At 71.4% G+C, this 22,075-nt stretch carries 22 protein-coding genes; 16 read left to right on the top strand and 6 right to left on the bottom strand.

Features of this window, described 5'->3' with window-relative positions; genetic code table 11:
• The first annotated feature begins 19 nt into the window (after positions 1-19).
• The 3 genes from H293_RS0124285 to H293_RS0124275 are packed head-to-tail and all read left to right on the top strand — an operon-like array spanning position 20 to position 2,498.
• Positions 20-1,234 carry an acyl-CoA dehydrogenase family protein gene (locus H293_RS0124285; RefSeq protein ID WP_020120442.1) on the top strand — a complete coding sequence of 405 codons (1,215 nt, stop codon included), beginning with the start codon at positions 20-22 and terminating at the stop codon, positions 1,232-1,234.
• Positions 1,234-1,743, top strand: coding sequence for a nuclear transport factor 2 family protein (locus H293_RS0124280; RefSeq protein WP_020120441.1), 510 nt, complete (start codon positions 1,234-1,236; stop codon positions 1,741-1,743). Before H293_RS0124285 ends, H293_RS0124280 begins: the two co-directional genes overlap by 1 nt.
• Positions 1,743-2,498: an SDR family NAD(P)-dependent oxidoreductase gene (locus tag H293_RS0124275; protein WP_020120440.1), complete on the top strand. Its 756-nt coding sequence runs from the start codon at positions 1,743-1,745 to the stop codon at positions 2,496-2,498. The genes H293_RS0124280 and H293_RS0124275 overlap by 1 nt, the downstream gene beginning before the upstream one ends.
• A gap of 5 nt (positions 2,499-2,503) precedes the next feature.
• On the opposite strand, the gene H293_RS0124270 is transcribed toward H293_RS0124275, so the two are convergent.
• Positions 2,504-3,715, bottom strand: coding sequence for a CaiB/BaiF CoA transferase family protein (locus tag H293_RS0124270; RefSeq protein ID WP_020120439.1), 1,212 nt, complete (start codon positions 3,713-3,715; stop codon positions 2,504-2,506).
• Positions 3,716-3,860: 145 nt separating this feature from the next.
• Here H293_RS0124270 and H293_RS0124265 point away from each other — a divergent pair, with 145 nt between their 5' ends.
• The 6 genes from H293_RS0124265 to H293_RS0124240 are packed head-to-tail and all read left to right on the top strand — an operon-like array spanning position 3,861 to position 8,730.
• Entirely contained in the window at positions 3,861-4,352 is a 492-nt protein-coding gene (locus H293_RS0124265; RefSeq protein ID WP_020120438.1) for a PaaI family thioesterase, read from the top strand.
• A 4-nt stretch (positions 4,353-4,356) separates the two neighbouring features.
• Positions 4,357-5,217, top strand: coding sequence for an enoyl-CoA hydratase-related protein (locus tag H293_RS0124260; RefSeq protein ID WP_020120437.1), 861 nt, complete (start codon positions 4,357-4,359; stop codon positions 5,215-5,217).
• Positions 5,218-5,240: 23 nt separating this feature from the next.
• On the top strand, positions 5,241-5,693 hold the full coding sequence (locus H293_RS0124255; RefSeq protein WP_020120436.1) for an FAS1-like dehydratase domain-containing protein: 453 nt from the start codon (positions 5,241-5,243) through the stop codon (positions 5,691-5,693).
• Entirely contained in the window at positions 5,690-6,112 is a 423-nt protein-coding gene (locus tag H293_RS0124250) for a MaoC family dehydratase (protein WP_020120435.1), read from the top strand. Before H293_RS0124255 ends, H293_RS0124250 begins: the two co-directional genes overlap by 4 nt.
• Positions 6,113-6,116: 4 nt before the next feature.
• Positions 6,117-7,610: a class I adenylate-forming enzyme family protein gene (locus H293_RS0124245; RefSeq protein WP_020120434.1), complete on the top strand. Its 1,494-nt coding sequence runs from the start codon at positions 6,117-6,119 to the stop codon at positions 7,608-7,610.
• The gene (locus tag H293_RS0124240; protein WP_020120433.1) at positions 7,600-8,730 is read left to right on the top strand and encodes a serine hydrolase domain-containing protein; all 1,131 of its coding nucleotides are present in this window, start codon (positions 7,600-7,602) and stop codon (positions 8,728-8,730) included. The genes H293_RS0124245 and H293_RS0124240 overlap by 11 nt, the downstream gene beginning before the upstream one ends.
• Before the next feature lie 219 nt (positions 8,731-8,949).
• Here the strand turns inward: H293_RS0124240 and H293_RS0124235 are convergent, their stop codons facing one another.
• Both H293_RS0124235 and H293_RS0124230 read right to left on the bottom strand, forming a co-directional pair.
• Complete coding sequence (locus H293_RS0124235; protein WP_020120432.1) at positions 8,950-10,131, bottom strand: amidohydrolase family protein; 1,182 nt, start codon at positions 10,129-10,131, stop codon at positions 8,950-8,952.
• A 111-nt stretch (positions 10,132-10,242) separates the two neighbouring features.
• On the bottom strand, positions 10,243-11,046 hold the full coding sequence (locus H293_RS0124230; RefSeq protein WP_020120431.1) for a FadR/GntR family transcriptional regulator: 804 nt from the start codon (positions 11,044-11,046) through the stop codon (positions 10,243-10,245).
• 189 nt (positions 11,047-11,235) lie between these two features.
• On the opposite strand from H293_RS0124230, the gene H293_RS0124225 reads away from it, so the two are divergent.
• Positions 11,236-12,075: an enoyl-CoA hydratase-related protein gene (locus H293_RS0124225; RefSeq protein ID WP_020120430.1), complete on the top strand. Its 840-nt coding sequence runs from the start codon at positions 11,236-11,238 to the stop codon at positions 12,073-12,075.
• Complete coding sequence (locus tag H293_RS0124220; RefSeq protein WP_020120429.1) at positions 12,072-12,662, top strand: DUF2889 domain-containing protein; 591 nt, start codon at positions 12,072-12,074, stop codon at positions 12,660-12,662. The genes H293_RS0124225 and H293_RS0124220 overlap by 4 nt, the downstream gene beginning before the upstream one ends.
• Positions 12,663-12,760: 98 nt before the next feature.
• On the opposite strand, the gene H293_RS0124215 is transcribed toward H293_RS0124220, so the two are convergent.
• The 3 genes from H293_RS0124215 to H293_RS0124205 form a co-directional block, all read right to left on the bottom strand.
• Positions 12,761-13,948, bottom strand: a complete 1,188-nt coding sequence (locus tag H293_RS0124215; protein WP_020120428.1) for an SPFH domain-containing protein — start codon at positions 13,946-13,948, stop codon at positions 12,761-12,763.
• A 9-nt stretch (positions 13,949-13,957) separates the two neighbouring features.
• Positions 13,958-14,206 (bottom strand): hypothetical protein, encoded by a 249-nt coding sequence (locus tag H293_RS0124210; RefSeq protein WP_007386946.1) that lies wholly within the window; start codon positions 14,204-14,206, stop codon positions 13,958-13,960.
• Positions 14,207-15,192: 986 nt separating this feature from the next.
• Positions 15,193-16,419, bottom strand: a complete 1,227-nt coding sequence (locus H293_RS0124205; RefSeq protein ID WP_028808142.1) for an acyl-CoA dehydrogenase family protein — start codon at positions 16,417-16,419, stop codon at positions 15,193-15,195.
• Positions 16,420-16,540: 121 nt separating this feature from the next.
• Here H293_RS0124205 and fabG point away from each other — a divergent pair, with 121 nt between their 5' ends.
• Genes fabG through H293_RS0124180 form a run of 5 tightly spaced genes read left to right on the top strand, consistent with a single transcriptional unit; the run spans position 16,541 to position 22,017 of the window.
• Complete coding sequence (gene fabG, locus H293_RS0124200) at positions 16,541-17,287, top strand: 3-oxoacyl-ACP reductase FabG (RefSeq protein ID WP_020120426.1); 747 nt, start codon at positions 16,541-16,543, stop codon at positions 17,285-17,287.
• A gap of 23 nt (positions 17,288-17,310) precedes the next feature.
• Positions 17,311-18,561: an acetyl-CoA C-acetyltransferase gene (locus H293_RS0124195; protein ID WP_020120425.1), complete on the top strand. Its 1,251-nt coding sequence runs from the start codon at positions 17,311-17,313 to the stop codon at positions 18,559-18,561.
• 1 nt (position 18,562) lies between these two features.
• Positions 18,563-19,999, top strand: coding sequence for an OB-fold domain-containing protein (locus tag H293_RS0124190; RefSeq protein WP_020120424.1), 1,437 nt, complete (start codon positions 18,563-18,565; stop codon positions 19,997-19,999).
• Positions 19,999-21,207, top strand: coding sequence for an acetyl-CoA acetyltransferase (locus tag H293_RS0124185; protein ID WP_020120423.1), 1,209 nt, complete (start codon positions 19,999-20,001; stop codon positions 21,205-21,207). The genes H293_RS0124190 and H293_RS0124185 overlap by 1 nt, the downstream gene beginning before the upstream one ends.
• Positions 21,208-21,222: 15 nt before the next feature.
• The gene (locus H293_RS0124180) at positions 21,223-22,017 is read left to right on the top strand and encodes an SDR family NAD(P)-dependent oxidoreductase (RefSeq protein WP_020120422.1); all 795 of its coding nucleotides are present in this window, start codon (positions 21,223-21,225) and stop codon (positions 22,015-22,017) included.
• Positions 22,018-22,075 lie beyond the last annotated feature (58 nt).

The raw sequence follows: 22,075 nt of genomic DNA, 5'->3' as shown, positions 1-22,075 counted from the left end.
ACCTCAGGGAGAAGTTGACATGGAGCTGGACTTCGGGCCCGACGTACGCGACTTCCGCGACGAGGTACGGGACTGGCTGGCGGACCACCTGGTGGGGGAGTTCGCCGAGCACCGGGGCATGGGCGGCCCCACCGACGGAGCGGCCTGGGAGGTCCGCCTCGCCTGGGACCGTGAACTGTCCGCCGGGGGCTGGCTGGGCGTCGGCTGGCCCCGGGAGTACGGCGGACGCGGGCTCGGGCTGCTTGAGGAGATCGTCTTCGAGTACGAATACGCCCGCGTGAACGCCCCGTACCGGGCCACCGTCAACGCCCTCGATCTGCTCGGCCCGATGCTCCTCAAGATGGGCAGCGAGGCGCAGAAGAAGCGTTTCCTGCCGCCGATCCTCGGCGTCGAGGAGCTGTGGGGCCAGGGCTTCAGCGAGCCGGGCGCCGGCTCCGACCTGGCGTCCGTGCGCACCCGGGCGGAGCGGGACGATGGGGGCACCTCCCGCTCGAGCGGAGCCGAGAGTGGGGGAGAATGGGTGGTCAGCGGACAGAAGGTGTGGACCTCGTTCGGAGTGCACGCCGACTGGCTCTACGTCCTCACCCGCACCGACCCGCGGTCCGTGCGGCACAAGGGCCTGAGCCTGCTGCTGGTGCCCACCGACCAGCCCGGCGTGGAGATCCGCCCCATCCGCAACCTCGCCGGGCAGGACGAGTTCGCCGAGGTCTTCCTCTCCGACGCCCGCACGAGCGCCGACATGGTCGTCGGCGAGGTCGGTCAGGGCTGGCGCACCGCGATGGCCACGCTCGGCATCGAACGCGGCACCACGCTCCTTCCCCAGCAGCTCACCTTCGAGCGGGAGGCCGAGGCACTGATCGACCTGGCCCGGGAGCGGGGCGCGCTCGACGATCCGATGCTGCGCCGCCGTATCGTCGACGCCTGGATCTCCGTACGCATCATGCGCACCACCAACCTGCGCACCATCGCCGAACTGACCGCCGGCCGCACGCCGGGAGCACAGGCCACCACCGCGAAGCTGTACGCCTCCACCCGCCACCAGCAACTCGGCCAGCTGGCCACGGAGTTGGCGGGCCCGGCCGGACAGATCGTCGGCGAGGACTACGCCCTGGACCGCCGCCAGCGCTCCTTCCTGCTCTCCCTCGCCGAGACGATCTACGGCGGGTCGAGCGAGATCCAGCGCAACATCATCGGTGAGCAGGTCCTGGGTCTGCCTAAGGAGCCGCGCCCGTGATGCCGGTCGAGGACCGTCTCGACCGCGTCGAGTCGCAGCTCGCCATCCAGCAGCTGCCCATCCGCTACGCGCTCGCCGTGGACGGCCGCGACCTGGACGCCTGGGTCGGCTGCTTCCGGCCCGACGTGGACATGGGGCGCCACGGCCGCGGGCGGGCTGTCCTGCGGCAGCACATCGAACCCCAGGTGCGCGGCTTCCACCGGTCGGTCCACCAGATCTGCGGCCACCGCGTCGAGTTCACCGGCCGCGACACGGCGACCGGCGCGGTGTACTGCCGGGCCGAGCACGAGGTGGGGGAGCGGTGGATCGTGATGGCGATCTGCTACTGGGACGACTACGCGCGCGTGGACGGCGAGTGGTACTTCTCCCGCCGCCGCGAGCGGCACTGGTACGCGGCGGACGTGACCGAGCGCCCCCAGGCCGTGGGTTTCAAGGGCTGGGAGGGAGCCGGGGAGCCGACGCTGCCCGAGGCCTTCCCCGCCTGGCCGGCCTTCTGGAAGGAGACGTGATGGCACGGCTTTCGGGGAAGACGGCGCTGGTCACCGGCGGCGGGCAGGGCGTGGGCCGCGGCATCGCGCTCGCGCTGGCCGTCGAAGGGGCGGCCGTGGTGATCACCGGCCGCACCGAAGCCAAGCTGAAGCACACGGCCGGGGAGATCGCCGAGCGCGGGGGACGGGCGTACACAGTGGTCGGGGACGTGGGGGAGCGGGAGGACGTCGACCGCATGGTGGCCGAGACGGTACGGGAGTTCGGCGGTCTCGACGTGCTCGTCAACAACGCGCAGTCCTCGGTGCAGCGCCGGCTGGCGGAGACGTCGTACGAGGATGTCGAACTCGCCTATCACAGCGGGCCGTTGGCCGCCTTTCACGCGATGCGGGCCGCCCTGCCCCACCTCAAGGAGAGCCGCGGCAGTGTCGTGAACCTCGGTTCGTCGGCCGCCGTGCAGGGCGAGGCGACCTTCGCGGCGTACACGATGGCCAAGGAGGCGATCCGCGGCCTGAGCCGGGTCGCCGCGCGGGAGTGGGGCGCGTACGGGATCCGCGTGAACGTCATCTGTCCGGCCGCGCTCAGCCCGGCGGCGGAGGACTACCTGGCCGCGCACCCGCACAAGGCGGAGGAACTGGCCCGGCAGATCCCGCTGGGCCGGCTGGGGGACCCGGAGGCCGACATCGGCAGGGCGGTGGCCGCGCTCGTCAGCGACGACATGGCATATCTGACCGGCGCGACGCTGATGCTGGAGGGCGGCCGGACCCTGATCGGGTGACGCCGCTACACGACACCCCGGCCCCGCAGCGCTGCCAGTTGACTCTCCGTCACCCCCGCGAGAGCGGTGAGTACTTCGTCGGTGTGCTCACCCAGCGCCGGAGGCGGGGCGTACCCCTCGACAGGGGTTGCCGCGAACCGGATGGGGTTGGCGAGCATCGGCAGGGGCCCGGAGGCCGGGTCCTCGACCTCGATCAGCATCCCCCGGTGCTGTATCTGCGGGTCGGCGAAGACCTCGGGCATCTCGTTGTACGGGCCAGCGGGGACGTCGTGTGCGTCGAGTACGGTCAGCCACTCGTCCTGGGTGCGGGTGCGCAGGATCGCCGCCAGCACCGGCAGGATCTCCTCGCGGTGGGCGATCCGGGCGGGGGTCGTGGCGAACCGTTCGTCCTGGAGGAGGTCGGTGCGGTCGGCCGCCGCGCAGAACGCGGCGAACTGCTTGTCGTTGCCCGCGACCAGGAAGATCGGCCGGTCCTTGCAGGGGAAGGCCTGCGAGGGGATTCCGCCGTAGCCGCCGTTGCCGCGCCGCCGCGGAACCTCGCCGGAGACCAGGTAGTTCATCGCGAAGTGGGACAGCGAGGCCAGGCCGCAGTCCAGTAGGGACAGGTCGATGAACTGGCCCTCGCCGGTGAGGTCCCGGTGGCGCAGTGCCGCGAGGACGGCCGTGGAGGCGTAGAGCCCCGTGAGGATGTCGATCATGCTGACGCCGACCTTCATCGGCTCCTCGGGGTGCCCGGAGACGCTCATCATCCCGGACATGGCCTGGAAGATGCCGTCGTAGCCGGGTCGGTCGGCGTACGGGCCGGTCTGGCCGAAGCCGGTGACCGAGAGGTAGACGAGGCGCGGGTTGAGTGCGCGCAGGCTCTCGTGGTCCAGGCCGTACTTCGCCAGCGTGCCCGTCCGGAAGTTCTCGACCAGCACGTCCGACCGCGCGGCGAGGGCGCGGATCAGTTCCTGTCCCTCGGGGGAGGCGTGGTTGACGGTGACCGACCGCTTGTTGCGGTTGCAGGAGAGGTAGAAGGCGGCGGTGTCGGTCCGGTCGCCCGCGGGCCCGGGGGCGAAGGGAGGACCGTACGTCCGGGAGTCGTCCCCCGATCCGGGCCGCTCGACCTTGATCACCTCGGCGCCCAGATCGGCGAGCATCTGGGTCGCCAGCGGCGCGGCGAGGATGCGGGACAGATCGAGCACGCGGATCCCGGCCAGTGCGGTCGACGGCATCTGGGCCTCCCTCTGTTCACAGACGACGAATCAGTTATATAAATAATACATCTAGCGTCCGGCTGCGGCTCGGGCGATTGCCTCATCTATTCAATTCATGTAACTATATGGATCGGCCGTCAGGCCGGGACCGGAGGGCGGGCTGATGACCGTCGCGGCGAGGACCCTCACCGATCAGGAACAGCGCGAACGCCGGGCCTGGTTCCGGGTCCGCTGGGAGCGCGGGGTCGCCTTCAACCGGCGCTGCCGCATCCGGGTCACGCGCTGGGACGCGGACGGGGTCGAGATCGTGCTCCCCTACGCCGAGTCCCTCTCGGCCCACGAGGACGTCTTCCACGGCGGCGTCATCTCCGCGCTCATCGACACCGCCGGCGCCGGAGCCGTGATCGCCGGGCACGACTTCACCAAGGGCAGCCGGCTCAGCACCGTGTCGATGTCCGTGCAGTACCTCGCACCGGCCCGCGGCCGTGAGGCGGTCGCGTACGCGCGCTGTGTGCGGCGGGGCGGCCGGGTGCACTTCGCCGACGTCGACGTCAGGGCCGACGGACGCCTCTGCGCCCGCGGACAGGTGGTGGTGACCATCTCCGGGGAACGGCCCGGCGTCGGCGACCCGATCGAACCGCTGGACGAGGAGTGACGTGATGCCCGAGGAAACCGTGGTGGCCCCCGAGGACCTGGACCTGGTCCTGTACGAGGTGGACGAGGACGGCGTCGCCACCGTCACCCTCAACCGGCCGGAGCGCAAGAACGCGTGGAGTCTGCCGATGGAGCGCCGCTTCTTCGCGCTCCTCGACCAGGCCGCGCAGGACCCCACCGTCAGAGTCGTGATCATCACCGGTGCGGGCAGGGCCTTCTGCCCGGGGATGGACATGCAGCGCCTGGAGCAGAACTCGCAACCGGGGGAGTCCCTCAACCTCCAGGCCCGCGTCCCCATGTACAGCAGGCGGAACATGCCGAAGCCGCTGATCGCCGCCGTCAACGGCGCCTGCGCGGGCATCGGCCTGGTCCAGGCGCTCATCTGCGACGTCCGCTTCGCCGCTCGAGGGGCCCGCTTCACCACCGCGTTCACCCGCCGCGGCCTGGCCGGCGAGTACAACCTGCCCTACGTGCTGCCGCGCGTCATCGGCCTGGAGAACGCCCTCGACCTGCTGCTGTCCGGCCGCGTCTTCGACGCCGACGAGGCGAAGAGCCTCGGCCTGGTCAGCCGCGTCGTGGAACCCGCGGATCTGCTCGACGCGGCCCGCGCCTACGCCCGGGACATCGCCCGCAACTGCTCACCGCGGGCCATGGCCGTCCTGCGGCACCAGGTGTACGGCGACCTGGACCGCACCTTCACCGACGCCCTCGCCCGCTCCTACTCCGCCATGGAGTACTTCGCGGGCTCGCCCGACTTCCGCGAGGGCGTGTCGAGCTTCATGGAGAAGCGGGAGCCCAAGTTCGATGGGCTGCCCCCGGACTTCGACCCGGACGAGGCCACGCGCGACGCGTTTCTGCCGTACTGAACCGATGCGAGGAGCACACGCAGATGACAGGGCAACCCTTCCCCGTCGAGGCCGGGCACATCATGATGTTCGCCCGTGCCATCGGTGACGAGAACCCGGCCTACACGGGCGAGTCGGCGCTCGCACCGCCCACCTTCACCATGGCGAGCGCCCACTACGACCCCGGCTACCACCTGCGTCCCAAGCCGGACGAGGAGTGGTTCGGGTCGGGGCGTGACGCCGGCGTCATGGCCGAGGGCGGTGGCGGGCTCCACGCCGAGCAGCACTTCGAGTACCACCGCCCGGTGCGCGCCGGCGAGACCCTCTACGCGCACAACAGCACCGGCCGCAGCTGGGAGAAGCAGGGCCGCACCGGCCGCCTGCTCTTCAGCGAGCGCATCACCGAGTACCGGGACGCCGACGGCGAACCGGTCGTCAGCGCCGTGACCGTGGCCGTCGTCCCCGAGGGCCCGGCGACCCCGAAGGACGCCCGATGAGCCTGAGCCCGGACGACATCAAGGTCGGCGAGACCCGCGAGAGCATCCTCGTCGACGACCTCAAGCGCACCCGGATCGTGCAGTACGCGGGTGCCTCCGGCGACTTCAACCCCCTGCACACCGACGAGCGGTTCGCCGTCGAGGCCGCGGGCTATCCCCGCGTGTTCGCCCACGGCATGCTGACGATGGGCATGACCGGCCGGGTCCTGACGGACTGGGTGGGCACCGAGGCACTGCTGCGCTACGGCGTGCGCTTCAAGGCCCAGGTCTGGCCCGGCGACACCCTCACCGCCACGGTCACCGTCGAGTCGATCGAGGACACGCCGAGCGGCCCGGTCGTCCACTTCACCCTGCGCACCGTCAACCAGGACGGCGCCGAGGTGGTCACCGGCACCGCGGCGGCCCGCCTGGAGCCCTGACCCGATGGCCGCCGCGCAGGAAGGGATGCAGGCGGCCACCTGGACCGCCCTGGTGAGCCGCGCTTACGACCACGCCCGCCCCGCCGTCCGGTTCGGCGACCTGACCTGGACCGGACGCGAACTCCTCGACCGAGCGGCCGGCGCGGCCGACTTGCTCGACACCCTCGGCCTGGAACCCGGCGAACCGGTGCCCGCACTGGTCGCCACCTCCGCCGACGCCCTCGCGCTGGTGATCGGCGGCGCCGGATCCGGCCACCCGCTCGCACCGCTCGGCGTCCGCATGACGGCCTACGAGATCGCCGCCGTGGTCAAGGAAACGCGGGCTCACGTCCTGCTGGCCCAGCCCGAGTTCGCCGACCTCGGCAGGCAGGCCGCCGAACTGTCCGGCCGGCGGATCGCCATCGTGCCCGAACTGCCGCCCGGCGCACGGCGGTTGACTGCCGGACCCGACGACCTCGCCGCCGTCCTGCACACCTCCGGAACGACGGGCCTGCCCAAGCCCGTCCCCATGAGCCAACGGCGCCTGGCCGCCCGGGCCCGCGTGAACGGGCGGCTGTGCGGGCTCGACCCCGACAGCTTCTACGGCGGCAGCGCGCCCTTCCACCACATCGCGGGCCTCGGCAACATCGCCGTCGCCCTCGCCGCCGGCGCCCTGATCACCGGTCTGCCCCGCTTCACCGTCGAGGGCTGGACCCTGCTGCGGGACCTCGGCACCACCCACACCAGCATGGTCCCCGCGATGCTGGAGACCCTGCTTGCGGCCGGACAGGCCCGCCACGAAAGGCTGCGGACCCTCCAGTACGGCGGTGCGCCCGTCCGCCCCGGCACGCTGCGGCGGACGTACCAGGCGATGCCCGGCGTCCGCATGCTCAACATGTTCGGCCAGACCGAGGGCTCCCCGATCAGTGTGCTCACCCCGGAGGACCACCGGGAGGCGGTGGCCGGGCGCACCGAGCTGCTGCGATCGGTGGGGCGGCCCGCACCCGGTGTCGAGATCAGGGTCCACGACCCCGGGCCGGAAGGCGTCGGAGAGATCCACGCCCGCGCCGACCACCTCTTCAGGATCGACGCCGAGGGCTGGCTGCACAGCGGCGACCTGGGCCGCGTGGCGGAGGACGGGTATCTCTACCTGCTCGGCCGACGCACCGACATGATCATCCGTGGTGGCGAGAACGTCCACCCGCTGGAGGTGGAGACGGTGCTGTCCGCGCACCCCGGGGTGGCGGACGTCGCGGTCACCGGCGTTCCGGACGAGCGGCTCGGTCAGACCGTCGTCGCCTTCGTCGTCCCCGCCGATCCCGACGCCCCACCGCAGCCCGCGGCACTCACCCGTCACACCCGCGCCCGGCTGTCCGGGTTCAAGGTCCCCGTCCGCTGGTGGTTCGTGGACGACCTGCCGCGCAACGCGAACGGCAAGGTCATACGCCGAAGCCTTCGGGAACCCACCGCGCTCGAAGGGGAATTCACCCCGCTCGAAGGAGAACCACGTGACGCTTGACCACTCGGTCGTCGTCCCGGAAGCCGTCGGCGTCGACCCGCACCGGCTGGACCTGCTCCTGCGCCGGATCCGCCTGGAGGTCGAGCACGGACGGTTGCCGTCCGCCCAGGTCGCCGTGGCGCGGGGCGGAAGGCTGGTCGCCTTCGAGACCTGGGGAGAGGCCGAACCGTCCACGCGATACGTCCTGCAGTCCGTCGGGCGGTCGATCGTCGCGGGCGCGGTCTGGAAGCTGATCGGCGACGGCCAGCTGGACGTGGCCGAGCAAGTCGCCGCGATCATCCCGGAGTTCGCGACGAACGGGAAGGAGGAGGTGACGGTCGAGCAGGTGCTCACCCACACCGCCGGCTTCCCCTTCGCACCGCTCGGCTACCCGAAGATGCTCGACCGCGAGCAGCGTCTCGCCGCCTTCGGCCGCTGGCGGCTCGACTGTCCGCCGGGCAGCCGCTTCCAGTTCCACCTCACCTCGGCGGCCTGGCTGATCGCCGAGATCGTGGAACGGCGTACGGGACTGGCCTTCGCCGACTACCTGCGCGACCGGATCGCCGTACCGCTCGGCCTGTCCTCGCTCGAACTCGGCGTACCGGTGGATCGGCAGCCCGCCACCGTAGCCCCGATGACCGTCACTGACCGTACGAGCGACGAGCAGGAGCCCGACCCCTGGGGTCCGTGGTACCTGTCCGACCCGCGGGTGCTGGCGGGCGGGGAGCCCAGCCACGCGCTGGTCGCCACGGCCGCCGACGTCGCCCTGTACTTCCAGGCGCTGGAACACTCGGGACTGTGGAAGCCGGAGGCCGTGGCGGAGGGCACCCGGATCCGGCTGACGGACCGCCCGCACGGGGAGCAGATCTACGGGGGCGGCTCCAACCGCCGTACCAGTATGGGCCTGTTCGTCACCGTGGCCGGACCGGACGCGGGCAGCAACCTGCCGTCCACCGGTTCGGCCGCCCTCTTCGGCAGCGCCGGAGCCGCCTACCAACTCGGCTTCATGGACCCGGAGACCGGTCTGTCCTTCGCCTGCCTGAGCAACGGCTACCCCCTCGCCGGCTACGACCACTCCCGGCGCGGCACGGCACTGCTCACCAACATCGCGAATCTCGCGGCGGATCTCACGGACCCGTAAGGCGGGGGTGCGTGCCATGGTCGCGGCCCCACCACCGGGATGAACGCGATGCCGTCGAGAAGGCCGAGCGCGTAACACATCGCCCGACCGCGGCGGTCCGTGGAGGGGCGGGTGCGATGTGGCTCGGCCGACGCCTGGAAAGGCGGTGCGCCGCTACCCCGGACAGGCTTGAGCCCGGTACCCAACTCCGGTACCGGGCTCCCCGCTCGACCATGTCGCTCAGCGGCTGATCAGCTGCTGGGCGTTGTTGAACATGATGTCGTCCTGCGCCGACTCGTCGAGTTCCGCGATGAGCTTGCGGAAGTCCGCCGGATTGGCCAGGCCCTCCGCGTGCGGGAAGTCGGAGCCCATGACGATGGACTCGTGGTAGCCGAGGCGCTTGACGACGTTCACGATGTCGTCCTCCGGATAGGGCACCACGCGGACGTGCTTGCGGAAGACCTGGCTGGGGCGCTCGTCCAACTGCCCGCCGATCCAGGGGCCGTTGCGGCCCATGCCACGGCTCTTGTCCATGTGGCGCACGAAGTGCGGCACCCACTCGGAGCCGAACTCGGACACCAGGACGTTGATGTCGGGGAACCGGCCGAAGAGGTTGTCGAAGATCAGCGCGGACAGCGTCTCCTCGACGGGCCGCTGGCCGTAGGTGTTCTGCCACTGCCAGGCCGACATCTGGAAGTGGATGGGGTTCGGGTCGTAGCCCCAGGAGGGTGCCACCTGCGAGTTGTAGTAGAACTCGCTGATGTGGTAGCAGACGCTCGCCTTGGCCTCGTTGACCAGCTTCCAGAACGGGTCGAAGTACGGGTCGCCCGGCGAGCGGCCGTACACGGGGCCGGTGGGCAGCAGGATGAAGCGGGCGCCCTGGTTGAGGACGTACTCCAACTCCTTGACGGCGCTGGGCAGATCGCGCAGTGACAGCAGCGCGGGGGCGTAGATGCGGCCCTGGTGGTTGAAGCCCCAGACCTCGTTCATGTACCGGTTGAAGGAGTGGTAGTTGGCATAGAGCGGCTCCACGCCCTTCACGTATTCCTCGGCGACCAGCGCCCAGCCGCCCGGGTAGATGATCGTCTGGTCCAGACCCTGCTCGTCCATGACCCGCAGCCGGGCCTCGCGGTTCTGGTACGACTCGTGCATCGGCTCGAACTGGTACGTCTCCTCGGGGTTGCCCGAGGCCATCGCCTTGAGCATCTCCTTGAGCGAACCGGGACGGTAGACCTGCCCGAACTCCGGTTCCAGGCATACGACGATGCGGTCCCCGGCGAGGATCACCTCCCGCCCGTCCGGCAGGGTCACCGGGGCGACGGCCGCACCGAGGAACTCCTTGGGAAGGTAGCGGGTGAAGGAGTCCCGCTCCTCGTACATGTGCTGGTCGCAGTCGAAGATGGGCTTGCGCTGTTCGGCCATGGCGTCGCCTCCGGGCCCCAGGAACTATTCAGTACGCCTTCTATAATTATCTAACTGATTAGAGAGCGCAAGGGGGGAACGGAGGCGGGTCCGCCGCGGGGGTGGGGCCGGTCAGTCGAGGAGTTCGAGCACCGTCTTGGGTCCCGCGGAGTTCACGATGTCGTCCGCGCTGGAGATGTGCCGCTGCCACAGCTTTTCGGCCTCGTCCGCCTTGCCGGACTCGATCAGGCCGACCATCCGCACATGGGCCCGGTGTCCCTTGAGGGCCTGCGTCTTCTGGGCTTCGGCGTCGGCCGCGCCCGCCGTGTACGAGGCGTTGGCCCGGTCGATGATGTTGCGCAGCATGCCGCACAGCAGGATCAGGGTCTGGTTGCCGGTGAGTTCGACCAGCAGGGCGTGGAAGGCGTCCTGCGCGTCGACCAGGGCGAGCGGATCGTCCAGGACGGCCTTCTCGGCCGCCACCGCGTCACGCAGCCGCTTGATGTCGTCGTCCGTGTGCTTGGTGGCGAGCTGGCGGGCGCAGGGCGGCTCGATGAGGGCCGCGGCGCGGTAGATGTCGCCGAGGGTGGCGCCGCGGTACTCGAGGATCAGGCCGGCGAAGCGAGCGGCGACGTCCGAGTCCGGAGCGCTCACCCGGGCACCGCCGTGGGCGCCGCGGCGCACCGTGATCAGGGACTCCGACTCCAGCACCCGGAACGCCTCGCGCAGCGTGGGCCGCGAGATGCCGAACTGCTCCATCAGGCCCGACTCCGGGGGCAGCGCGTCGCCGGGCTTCAGCTCGCCCCGTACGATCTGGCGACGCAGGTGGGCGGCGACCAGCTCGGCGGTCTTCGGCACCCGCACCTGACGTCCGACGCGACTGCGGGCGGGGACCGGGACGGTCGCCGATTCTGCGGTGCGGGCTGCCTCGGCCACGGTGGGCTCCTCGTATAGCTAAATGAATCGTCTTAGTGCATCGAGGGTACCAGGTCAAGCCCCCGGTGATCTTCTCCGTGCACGATCTGATCTGGCGCCCTGGACGTCCTTGGGTATATAGATGATTCATCTAGCTATAAAGCCAGATCCAAGCCGGTCCAGCCGACGGATACCGCGGGAGTGACCTCGATGACCGAGAACCCGGCCCCGGAGATCCTCACCGATCTCACCGACGACGGGGTCATGCTGCTGACCCTGAACCGGCCCGAGCGGCACAACGCCTGGACGCTGGAGATGGAGCTGCTCTACAACGAACTGTTCGACCGGGCGGAGCACGATCCACGGGTGCGGGCCGTGGTGCTCACCGGCGCCGGGCGCAGCTTCTGCCCGGGCATGGACATGAGCGTCCTCGACGCCGCCTCCTCGGGCGCCCGCCCCTGGCCGACGGGTCAGCTGCCCCCGCGCACCCGGCCCATGTCCTTCCCGAAGCCCGTGGTGGCGGCCGTCAACGGCGCCTGCGCCGGCATCGGGTTCAACCAGGCGCTGATGTGCGACGTCCGGTTCGCCGTGCCGCACGCCAAGTTCGCGGCCGCCTTCAGCGCCCGCGGGCTGGTGGCCGAGGACGGCGTGTCCTGGATCCTGCCCCGGCTGGTCGGCTACGGCAACGCCGCCGACCTGCTGCTGTCCTCGCGCCGGATCAACGGGACGGAAGCCCTGGCCATGGGCCTCGTCAACCGCCTGGTCGAGCCGCAGGGCCTGCTCCCGGCGGCACTCGCCTACGCGAGTGAACTGGCCCGCTCGGCCAGCCCGTACGCGATGTCCCTCATCAAGCGCCAGCTCGCCGACGACCAGGCGAGGACCTTCACGGAGAGCCGCGACCACGCTGCCGCCCTGCTCGCCACGGCGAAACGCGCCCCGGACTACCGAGAGGGCGTACGCAGCTTCATCGAGCGCCGGCCGCCGGAGTTCGCGGGGCTGGGGGAGACCCCGGCCGTGGCCCCGGCGATCGCGCAGGAGGCGTCGTCGTGACCCGGTCCGAACTCCCGCTGCACCGCCGCACGATCACCGTCACCGCGTACGCGGAAGGCGGCGACGAGATCTCGGTCGAGGCGGAACTGAGCGACGTGCGCCCCTGGGCGGAGCCGTCGGCCGGCGTCGTCCACCGGATGGCGCTCGCCGTGCGGGTACGCCTGGCCGACATGGTCGTCGTGCACGCCGACGCGGACATGCGGACCTTCCCGCACGCCGAGTGCCCCTTGATCACCCCGGTGTTCGACGCGCTGATCGGGCTCAGTGTCGCCGCCGGATACAACCGGGCCATCCAGGAGCGGTTCCGCGGGGTGTCCGGCTGCTCGCACCTGCACGAGCTGGCCCGCGCCCTGGGCCCCGCGGTGGTGCAGGCGGCCATCTCGGCGAACGCGGGCCTGCGGTACGCCGGTGAGCGGTCCCAGGGCCCGCGCTCCACGGCGGGGGTGCTGAACAGCTGCCACATCTGGGCGCCGGACGGCGTGGGACTGCGCAAACTGGACATGGGCTGGGTCCCGGGGACCGGGCCGCGTCCGGTGCCGCCGCTCAGGACTTTCGAGCAACGGGGACCGGGGGTGTCCGGCGGCTGACTCGGAGAGGCCCGGGGGCCGAGCGAGGGGGGGGCGATGAGGCGGGGCGCATTGGTCGATACGCCCCGCCTCATCGCCGTGCCCCCGACAGGGAACCGTCAGTCGACGTTGACCGGGCCGTCGTCCGCCTTGTCGTCCTTGCGTGAGTGCAGCTGGAGCAGACCGTTGTCGCTGCCCTCCGGTCGACGGCGGTCGTCGGAGGAGTCCGGGCCGCCCAGGTTCTGCCGGACCGAGTCGAGGATCGTCAGGCCCTGCGACACCAGACCGGCGGCGATCTCACCGAGCCCGTCGGCGCCGTTGAGGACGTTGACGTTGGCGCCTGCGAGGCCGCCCGCCGCTTCCTTCACGATCTGCGGGAGCTGGTCGATGAGCATCCGGTCGAGCGCGACCCGGTCGTAGGAGGCCGCCGCCTCCGCCTGGATCTTCATGCGCTGCGCCTCGGCGGCGGCGAGCACCCTGATCCGTTCGGCCTCGGCCTCGGCGGGCTTCACGATCTCGGCCACCAGCTGCTGCTGGCGCAGTTTCGCCTGCCGCAGGGCCAGTTCGGTCTGCGCGTCGAGAACCTCCTGCTGGGCGTGGGCCTGCGCCAGCGGGCCGGCCTGCGCGGCCCGCGCCTGGGCACGGTCCACCTCGGCCGAGTACTCCGCCTTGACCACGGCGGTCTGACGGGCGTACTCGGCCTGGTTGCGGGCCGCCACCTGCTCCGCCTCGACCGAGGCCTGGGTGGCCTGGGCCTGGGCGATCTGCGCCTGCCGCTGGATGGCCGCCTTGTGCGGTGCGGACATCGCGTCGATGTAGCCGGTGTCGCCGTCGTCGATCGACTGGATCTGCAGCGAGTCCACGATCAGGCCGATCTTCGCCATCTCGGTCTTCGAGGTGTCCAGGACCTCCGCGGCGAGCTTCTGCCGCTCGGTGACGATCTCCTCGACGGTCATCGAGCCGATGATGGCCCGCAGGTGACCGGCGAAGATCCGGCCGGTGAGCACCGACATCTGGTCCTGGTCGGAGAGGAACCGCTGGCCGGCGTTGATGATGCTCTCGTGGTCGTTGCCGACCTTGAAGGCGATGACCGCGCGGACGTGCAGCGCGATGCCCTGCCGGGTCACACAGGTCTCGGTGACCTCGGACTCGCACATCGACAGGGTGAGGAACCGGGTCTTGCGGAAGATCGGGAGCACGAACTTGCCGTGCCCCGTCACCACTCGGAACGGCGCGCCCCCCAGTCCCCGCCGTCCGCCCGAGATCAACATCGCCTCGTCGGGAGCGGGAACGCGGTATCCGAACATCGTTACTCCTCAGCCGGCGCCGGCGGGATCGCCGAGCGCGTCCAATGGATCCGCCCACTCGATGACGCCGACCGCGCGGCATCCACGCGACTCGATCACGAGCACGGTCGCTCCGGTGGGCAGGGGATCCTCGGACCAGGCGAGAAAGGTCTCCGAGCCGCCCCTGACGCGCACGAGGATCTCGCCGGGGCCCGCGGATCCGCGGGTTCCGATGAGGAGTTTCCCCGTGCAGCCGATCACGGCCTCGTCCTGCGGCATTCCCGGCCGCCCTTCATCGCCTGGCCCCAGGATCCCGACGATAGACCCACTGCGGCCGGGGGCCCAACGGGCATGACGATCCGACCCGCCGGACTCCGCTTGTCCCGGCTGCGATGCGGCCCTGGGGGTGTTGGTTGGCGCGTCTGTGAGGTGGCCGTGCGGGTGTTGGTTGGCGCGTCTGTGAGGTGGCGCTGCGGGTGTCGGTTGTCCGGTCTGCGATGTGGCCGACCGGGTGTTGGTGGTCCCGCCCGCGGCGTGGTCCACCAGGGGTCGTCGCGCGCTTGCGATGTGCCCCAGTGTGCGTTGTTGCCCCCGCTGCGGCGTAGCCCACTGGGCGCCGTTTGCTGCGCCCGTGGCGTGGCCCATCAGGTTCCGCTCGTCCCGTCTGCGGTGTGGCTCACTGGGCGCCGTTTGCCATGCCCGCGGCGCGCCCCATCGGGCTCCGGTGGTCCCGTCTGCGGTGTGGCTCACCTGCCGTTTGCCGTGCCCGTGGCGTGGCCCATCAGACCCCGTTCGTCCCGGCCCGCGATGTGGCCCACCAGGCGCCGCTTGCCGCGCCCGCGGCGCGCCCCATCAGGCCCCGCTGGTCCCGGCTGCGGCGTGGTCCACAGGGTGTCGTCGTCACGCTTGCGGTGTGCCCCAGCGGGCGTCGTTGCCTCGTCTGCGGTGTGGCCCGCTGGGTGCCGTTTGCCGCGCCTGTCGCGCGTGGCCCATCGGGCTCCGGTGGTCCCGGCTGCGGCGTGGCTCACTGGGTGCCGTTTGCCGCGCCCGTGGCGTGACCCATCAGGCCCCGCTCGTCCCGGCCGCGGTGGCGCACCGGGCGCCGCTTGCCGCGCCCGTGACGCGCCCCATCAGGCCCCGCTCGTCCCGGCTGCGGCGTGCCCACCGGGCGCCGCTTGCCCGCCTGCGACGCGCCCCATCAGACCCCGCCTGCCCCGCCCCCGACGCGGTCCGCCGCAGCAACCGGCACAGCCCCCGACCGCGTGCTAACCCGCCGCCGCCCTCGGCTCCCGCGGTAGTCCCAGCACCTTCTCCGCCAGGATGTTCCGCTGCACCTGGGAGGTCCCCGCGTAGAGGGTGCCCGAGCGGGCGATGAGGTAGGTCGTCGACCAGGACGCCGAGGAGTTCGCGGCGCCGGGGTCGTCGGTGCGGTAGGTGCGCAGGGGCGGGCGGCCGACCGGCACCTGGCCGTGCAGGCCCATGATGTCCATCGCGAGATCGGTGACCTTGGTGTGGTACTCGCTCCAGTACAGCTTGGCGATCGACGACTCGGGGCCCGGCTCGGCGCCCTTGAGCCAACCGGTGAGGATCCGGTAGCCGAGGTAGCGCATGATCTCGACCTTGGACCAGCACCAGGCGATGCGCTGCCGGATCACCGGGTCCTGGTCCTTGCCGTACAGCCGGGCCAGCTCGACGAGGCGTTCCACCTCCGCCTTGAAGAGGATCGGGTTGGTCGCGGCCTCCTCGCCGCGCTCCACGCCGAGCAGGCTCTGGGCGACCGTCCAGCCGTTGTCGACGCCGCCGACGATCAGATCCGCGCGCGTGCGGGCGCCCTGGAAGAAGACCTCGTTGAAGTGCAGCTGCCCGCTCATCATGCGGAACGGCCGCACCTCCACGCCGGGCTGGTCGAGCGGGACGAGGAGGAAGGAGATGCCGCGGTGCTTGGGGGCGTCCGGGTTCGTGCGGGCCAGGACGAAGATCCAGTCGCTGTGATGGGCGCCGGAGGTCCACACCTTCTGGCCGTCGATCACCCGTTCCTCGCCGTCGCGCACCGCGCGTGTCCGCAGGGAGGCGAGGTCCGAGCCCGCGTCCGGCTCCGAGTACCCCTGGCACCAGGTGTCCTCGCCGCTGAGGATGCGAGGGAGGAAGTGGGCCTTCTGCTCGTCCGTGCCCCAGCGCAGCAGCGTGTTGGCCAGCATCTTCACGCCGAAGGTGTCCTGCGGCAGCCCGAACGGCACACCGGCCAGCGCGAGTTCCTCCATCAGCACCACCTGGTGGAGCTTGGTCAGGCCCCGGCCGTCGCACTGTTCGGGCCAGGTCAGCGAGAGGTAGCGGCGCTCCGCGAGCAGCCGGCGCCAGTCCCGGGCGAAGGCCCAGGCCGCCTCCTCGTCGAGGGCGCCGATCCCGTTCCAGCCCGGCGGCAGAGTCTCGGCGAGGAACGCCCTGACCTCGGTGCGGAACGCCTCGGTCTCGGGGGGATAGCTGATGTCCACCTGCGTACTCTCCTCGTCCGGTCCCGGGCGCACAGCTCCGTCGCTCCGTCGCTGTATTGATTGTTTCAGCATAATAGGTTATCTATTTAAGAGGAATAGCGTCGAGCCAGGGCGGGCTGACATGGGACTGCTGGACGGCCGGAACGCGGTGATCACCGGCGGCGCACAGGGCATCGGGTTCGAGATCGCCGGGGTCCTCGGTGCAGAGGGGGCGTCCGTCGTCCTGGGGGACATCAACGAGGACGCGGCGGCGGAGGCCGCCGAACGCCTGGCCAAGAACGGTGTGGCAGCCACCTCGCTGCGCTGTGACGTCACCGACGAGGACGAGGTCGCCGCCCTCGTCGCCCACTGCGCCGACAGTTTCGGACCGGTCGGCGTGATGGTCAACAACGCCGGGATCACCCGGGACGCGACCCTGCGCAAGATGGCTCTCGCCGACTTCCGCGCCGTGGTCGACGTGCATCTGACCGGTGCCTGGAACGGCACCCGGTACGCCGCGGAGGCGATGCGCGCGCACGGCCGGGGCGGCAGCATCGTCAACATCTCCTCCATTGCCGGCAAGGTCGGCAACTTCGGCCAGACCAACTACAGCGCGGCCAAGGCGGGACTCGTCGGCCTCACCAAGGCCTCCGCCAAGGAACTCGCGAAAGCGGGCATCCGCGTCAACGCCGTCCAGCCGGGCCTGATCCGTACCGCCATGACCGAGGCGATGCCCGAGGCCGCCTGGGACGCGAAGCTCGCCGAGATCCCCATGGGACGTGCCGGAGAGCCCGCCGAGGTGGCCCAGGTCGTCCTGTTCCTCGCCTCCGACCTGGCGAGCTACGTCACCGGAGCCGTGGTCGAGGTCACCGGCGGCCGGTACATGTGACCCCTCATGAAAGGCAAGAGCTGATGCCCGCCCTCCTGCGTGACGCGGTGATCTGCGAACCCGTGCGTACCCCCGTCGGCGGCTACGGCGGCGCTCTCCGCGACGTGACGGCGGCCGAGCTCGCCGCCACGGTCGTACGCGCCGTACTGGAACGCACCGCCATACGGCCCGCGGCCGTGGACGACGTCCTGCTCGGGCAGTGCTACCCCAACGGCGAGGCCCCGGCCATCGGCCGCGTGGCCGCCCTGGACGCCGGTCTGCCCGTGGAGGTGCCGGGACTGCAGATCGACCGCCGCTGCGGCTCCGGACTGCAGGCGATCATCACCGCGGCGATGCAGGTGCAGACCGGTGCGAGCGACCTCGTGCTGGCCGGGGGCGTCGAGTCCATGAGCCAGGCCGAGTTCTACACGACCGGTGTGCGCTGGGGTGTGCGCGGGGCCGGCACCACCCTGCACGACCGGCTGGCGCGTGGGCGCGTCACGTCAGGAGGGGTCAACCACCCCGTCCCCGGGGGCATGTTGGAGACCGCCGAGAACCTTCGCCGCGAGTACGCCATCCCTCGCGAGGAACAGGACCAACTGGCCCTGCGCTCCCACGAGAAGGCCGTCGCGGCCCAGCGGGAGGGCCGGTTCGCCGACGAGATCGTGCCCGTCGCCGTACGGTCCCGGAAGGGTGTGACGGTCGTCGACACCGACGAACACCCGCGCCCCGACTCCTCGTTGGAGAAGCTCGCGACGCTGCGTCCCGTGCTCGGCCGCCAGGACCCGGAGGCCACCGTCACCGCGGGCAACGCCAGCGGCCAGAACGATGGCGCCGCGCTGTGCGTCGTGACCCACCCCGAGCGCGCCGCCGAACTCGGACTGCGCCCGCTCGGCCGTCTGGTCTCCTGGGCCGTCGTCGGCGTGCCACCCGAGACGATGGGCATCGGCCCGGTACCCGCCACCGCGCGGGCCCTGGAGCGAGCCGGACTGAAGCTCGCCGACATCGACCTGATCGAACTCAACGAGGCCTTCGCCGCCCAGGTACTGGCCTGCACGCGTGAATGGGGCCTGACCGAGACCGACTTCGAGCGGTTCAACGTCAACGGCTCCGGCATCTCGCTGGGCCACCCCGTCGGCGCCACCGGCGGCCGCATCCTCGCCACCCTGCTGCGCGAACTCGACCGCCGCCAGGCCCGCTACGGCCTGGAGACCATGTGCCTCGGCGGGGGCCAGGGCCTGGCCGCGGTCTTCGAACGGCCGACCCACGCAACCCACGCTCATGGAGGACGCTGACATGGCCGGACTGATCGCGTACGGCGCCTACGTGCCGTACCACCGCCTCGCGAGGACGGATGTCGCAGCCGCCCTGGGCGGCAAGGGAGGCAAGGGAACCCGTGCGGTCGCGGGCTACGACGAGGACACCACGTCCATGGCCGTCGAAGCGGCCCGCGGTGCCCTGGCCCGTGACGGCCTGCGTGCCCGCGTCAGCCAGCTCTTCCTCGCCACCGCCGCGCCCGCCTACCTCGACAAGACCAACGCGGCCGCCGTGCACGCCGCACTCGGCCTCGACCCGCACGTGCTCGCCGCCGACATGGCCGGCTCCGTGCGCTCCGGCCTCGGCGCCCTGGTCACCGCCGCCCGGTCCCCGGTGCCGACCGTGACGGTCCTGTCGGACCTGCGTACCGGTTTGCCCGGCGGCACCGACGAGGTCGCGGGCGGCGACGGCGCGGCGGCGTTCGTCTTCGGCGGACACCGCAACGGGGCCCCCGTCATCGCGGAGTTGCTCGCCCACGACACGGTCAGCGACGAACTCCTCGACCGCTGGCGGCTGCCCGGCGCGCCCGTCTCCCGGGTCTGGGAGGAGCGCTTCGCCGAGGAGATCTACGTGTCCCTCGCGGACAAGGCGCTCACCGCGGCCCTCGACCACGCGGCGCTCGACATCGGCGCGATCGACCACTTCGTGGTCGCCGGTCTGCACGCGCGTGCGTGCGCGGCGGTCCGGCGCACAGCCGGTGTCCGTCCCGAGGCGGTGACCCCGGACCTCACCGGGGCGATCGGCAACGCCGGCACCGCGCAGCCCGGACTGCTCCTCGCCGACGTCCTGGACCGGGCCCGGCCCGGCGAGACCATCGCCCTCGCCGTGCTCGGCGACGGCGCCGGAGTCCTCCTGCTGCGCACCACCGACGCGCTCCCCGCCCACCGCGCGGCCCGCCCGGTCGCCGCCCAGATCGCCGCAGGCAGCGCACCGATGCCGTACGCCACCTACCTGTCCTGGCGCGGCCTGCTCGACCGCGAACCGCCCCGCCGGCCGGACCCCGAGCCGCCGTACGCGCCGCCCGCACACCGCCGTACCGGCTGGAAGTACGGCTTCGTGGCGTCCCGTTGCGAGAAGTGCGCCACCCGGCATCTGCCACCGGACCGGGTGTGCACCTCCTGCCGGAGCGTCGACGCCATGACCGACGAGCCGATGGCGGACGTGCGCGGCACGGTCGCCACGTTCACCGTCGACCGCCTGGCGGCCACGCCGAGTCCGCCGATGCTCGTCGTGGTCGTCGACTACGACGGCGGCGGCCGGTTCCGCTGCCAGCTGACCGACGCCACCGAGGCCGACGCCGCCATCGGGGCCAGGATCGAGATGACGTTCCGGCGCACCGTCACGGCGTCCGGCGTCCACAACTACTTCTGGAAGGCCCGGCCGGTGCGCACGGGCGAGACCGAGGGGACACACTGATGGGCTCGCACGGAATACGGGACCGGGTCGCGATCGTCGGCATGGGCTGCACGCCCTTCGGCGAGCACTGGACCCGCTCGGCGGACGACCTGCTGATCGACGCCGTCGGCGAGGCCGTCACCTCGGCCGGTATCACCCTCGACGACATCGACGCCTACTGGTTCGGCACCCAGGCGTCCGGCGTGTCCGGGCTGACCCTGAGCCGGGCGCTCCACCTGCCCCACAAGCCGGTCACCCGCGTCGAGAACATGTGCGCGACCGGCTCCGAGGCCCTGCGCAACGCCTGCTACGCCGTCGCTTCGGGGGCGTACGACGTGGCGATGGCCGTCGGCGTGGAGAAGCTCAAGGACTCGGGCATGTCCGGACTGTCCGGTACGGCCATCCCGGGCGCGGGCGACGACAGCCGCGGGGAGATCACCGCCCCGGCCAACTTCTCCCTCCTGGCCCCCGCCTACGCCGCCAAGTACGGCCTGGCAGGGGAGGAGATGAAGGACGTCATCACCCGCATCGCCTGGAAGAACCACGTCAACGGGGCCCGCAACCCGCGCGCGCAGTTCCGCAAGGAGGTGCCGCTGGAGCGCATCCGGTCGGCCCCGATCGTCGCGGGCATGCTGGGCGTGTTCGACTGCTCGGGCGTCTCGGACGGTTCGGCGGCGGCGATCGTGGTGCGCGCCGAGGACGCCTACAAGTACACCGACAAGCCGATCTTCGTGAAGGCGCTGTCCTTCGTCGCCGGTCCGGCGGACGGGCTCCTCGACCCGGAGTACGACTTCACCACCTTCCCCGAGGTCGTCGCCTCCGCACAGGAGGCCTACCGGCAGGCGGGCATCACCGACCCGCGCTCCGAGCTCGCGCTCGCCGAGGTCCACGACTGCTTCACGCCCACGGAGTTGGTGCTGATGGAGGACCTGGGCTTCTCCGCGCGCGGTCAGGGGTGGAAGGACGTGGCCAGCGGGGCGTTCGACCTGGACGGCTCGCTGCCGGTCAACCCGGACGGCGGCCTGAAGGCCTTCGGCCACCCCATCGGCGCCTCAGGACTGCGCATGATGTTCGAGGCCTGGCTCCAGCTGCGCGGCGAGGCACCGGCCGAGCGGACGGTGAAGTCCGTGGCCGAAGGGCGCTCGCTCGCCCTGACCCACAACCTCGGCGGCGGACCCGGCGAGTGCGTCTCGTTCGTGTCGGTCGTCGGCAGTCAACTCACCGAGTAGAACGGGCGGTTCGCGATGACGCGACTCCAGGACAAGATCGCCGTAGTCACCGGGGCCGCGTCCGGCATCGGCGCGGCCACTGCTCGCCGCCTGGCTGCCGAGGGCGCGCACACGGTGGTCGCCGACCTGAACCTCGACGGCGCCAAGGCGGTGACGGAGGAGATCCGCGCCGCCGGCGGCTCCGCGACGGCCGTCCCGGTCGATCTCGGCGACATCGAGAGCGCACGGGCCATGGTGGCCGCCGCGGTCGAGACGTACGGCGGTCTCGACGTCCTGCACAACAACGCGGCGGCCACCCACCTGGCCGCACGTCAGGACCTCGCCGTCGCGGAGGCCGACCCGGCGGTCTGGGACGACACGATGCGCATCAACCTGCGCGGGACCATGGTCGCCGTCCAGGCCGCCGTCCCGCACATGATCGCGCGCGGCGGCGGCTCCATCATCAACACCTCGTCAGGGGCCGGGCTTTCGGGCGACCTGCGCAACCCGGCGTACGGCGCCTCCAAGGCCGCCCTCATCAACCTCACGCAGTACGTCGCCACCCAGTACGGCAAGCAGGGCGTGCGCTGCAACGCCATCGCGCCCGGCTTCATCGTCACGCCGGCCAGCTCCGGTTCGGCGCACGGGGCGATCCGCGAGGCGATGCTGCGCCATCACCTCACGCCGCGCCTGGGACGCCCGGAGGACGTCGCGTCGGCGGTCGTCTTCCTCGCCTCCGACGAGTCGGTCTTCATCACCGGGCACACTCTTCGCGTGGACGGCGGCCTGCTGTCCCATCAGCCGTACGTCGCGGATCTGCGCGACGCCTGACACGGCCCCTGCTGCTGCCACCGGAGGCGCTGAGATCAGCGCCTCCGGTTCTCGGCGT

Origin of the sequence: Streptomyces canus 299MFChir4.1 (assembly GCF_000383615.1) — a bacterium.
GTDB lineage: Bacteria > Actinomycetota > Actinomycetes > Streptomycetales > Streptomycetaceae > Streptomyces > Streptomyces canus_C.
This window is presented reverse-complemented; position numbering and strand designations above follow the sequence as displayed.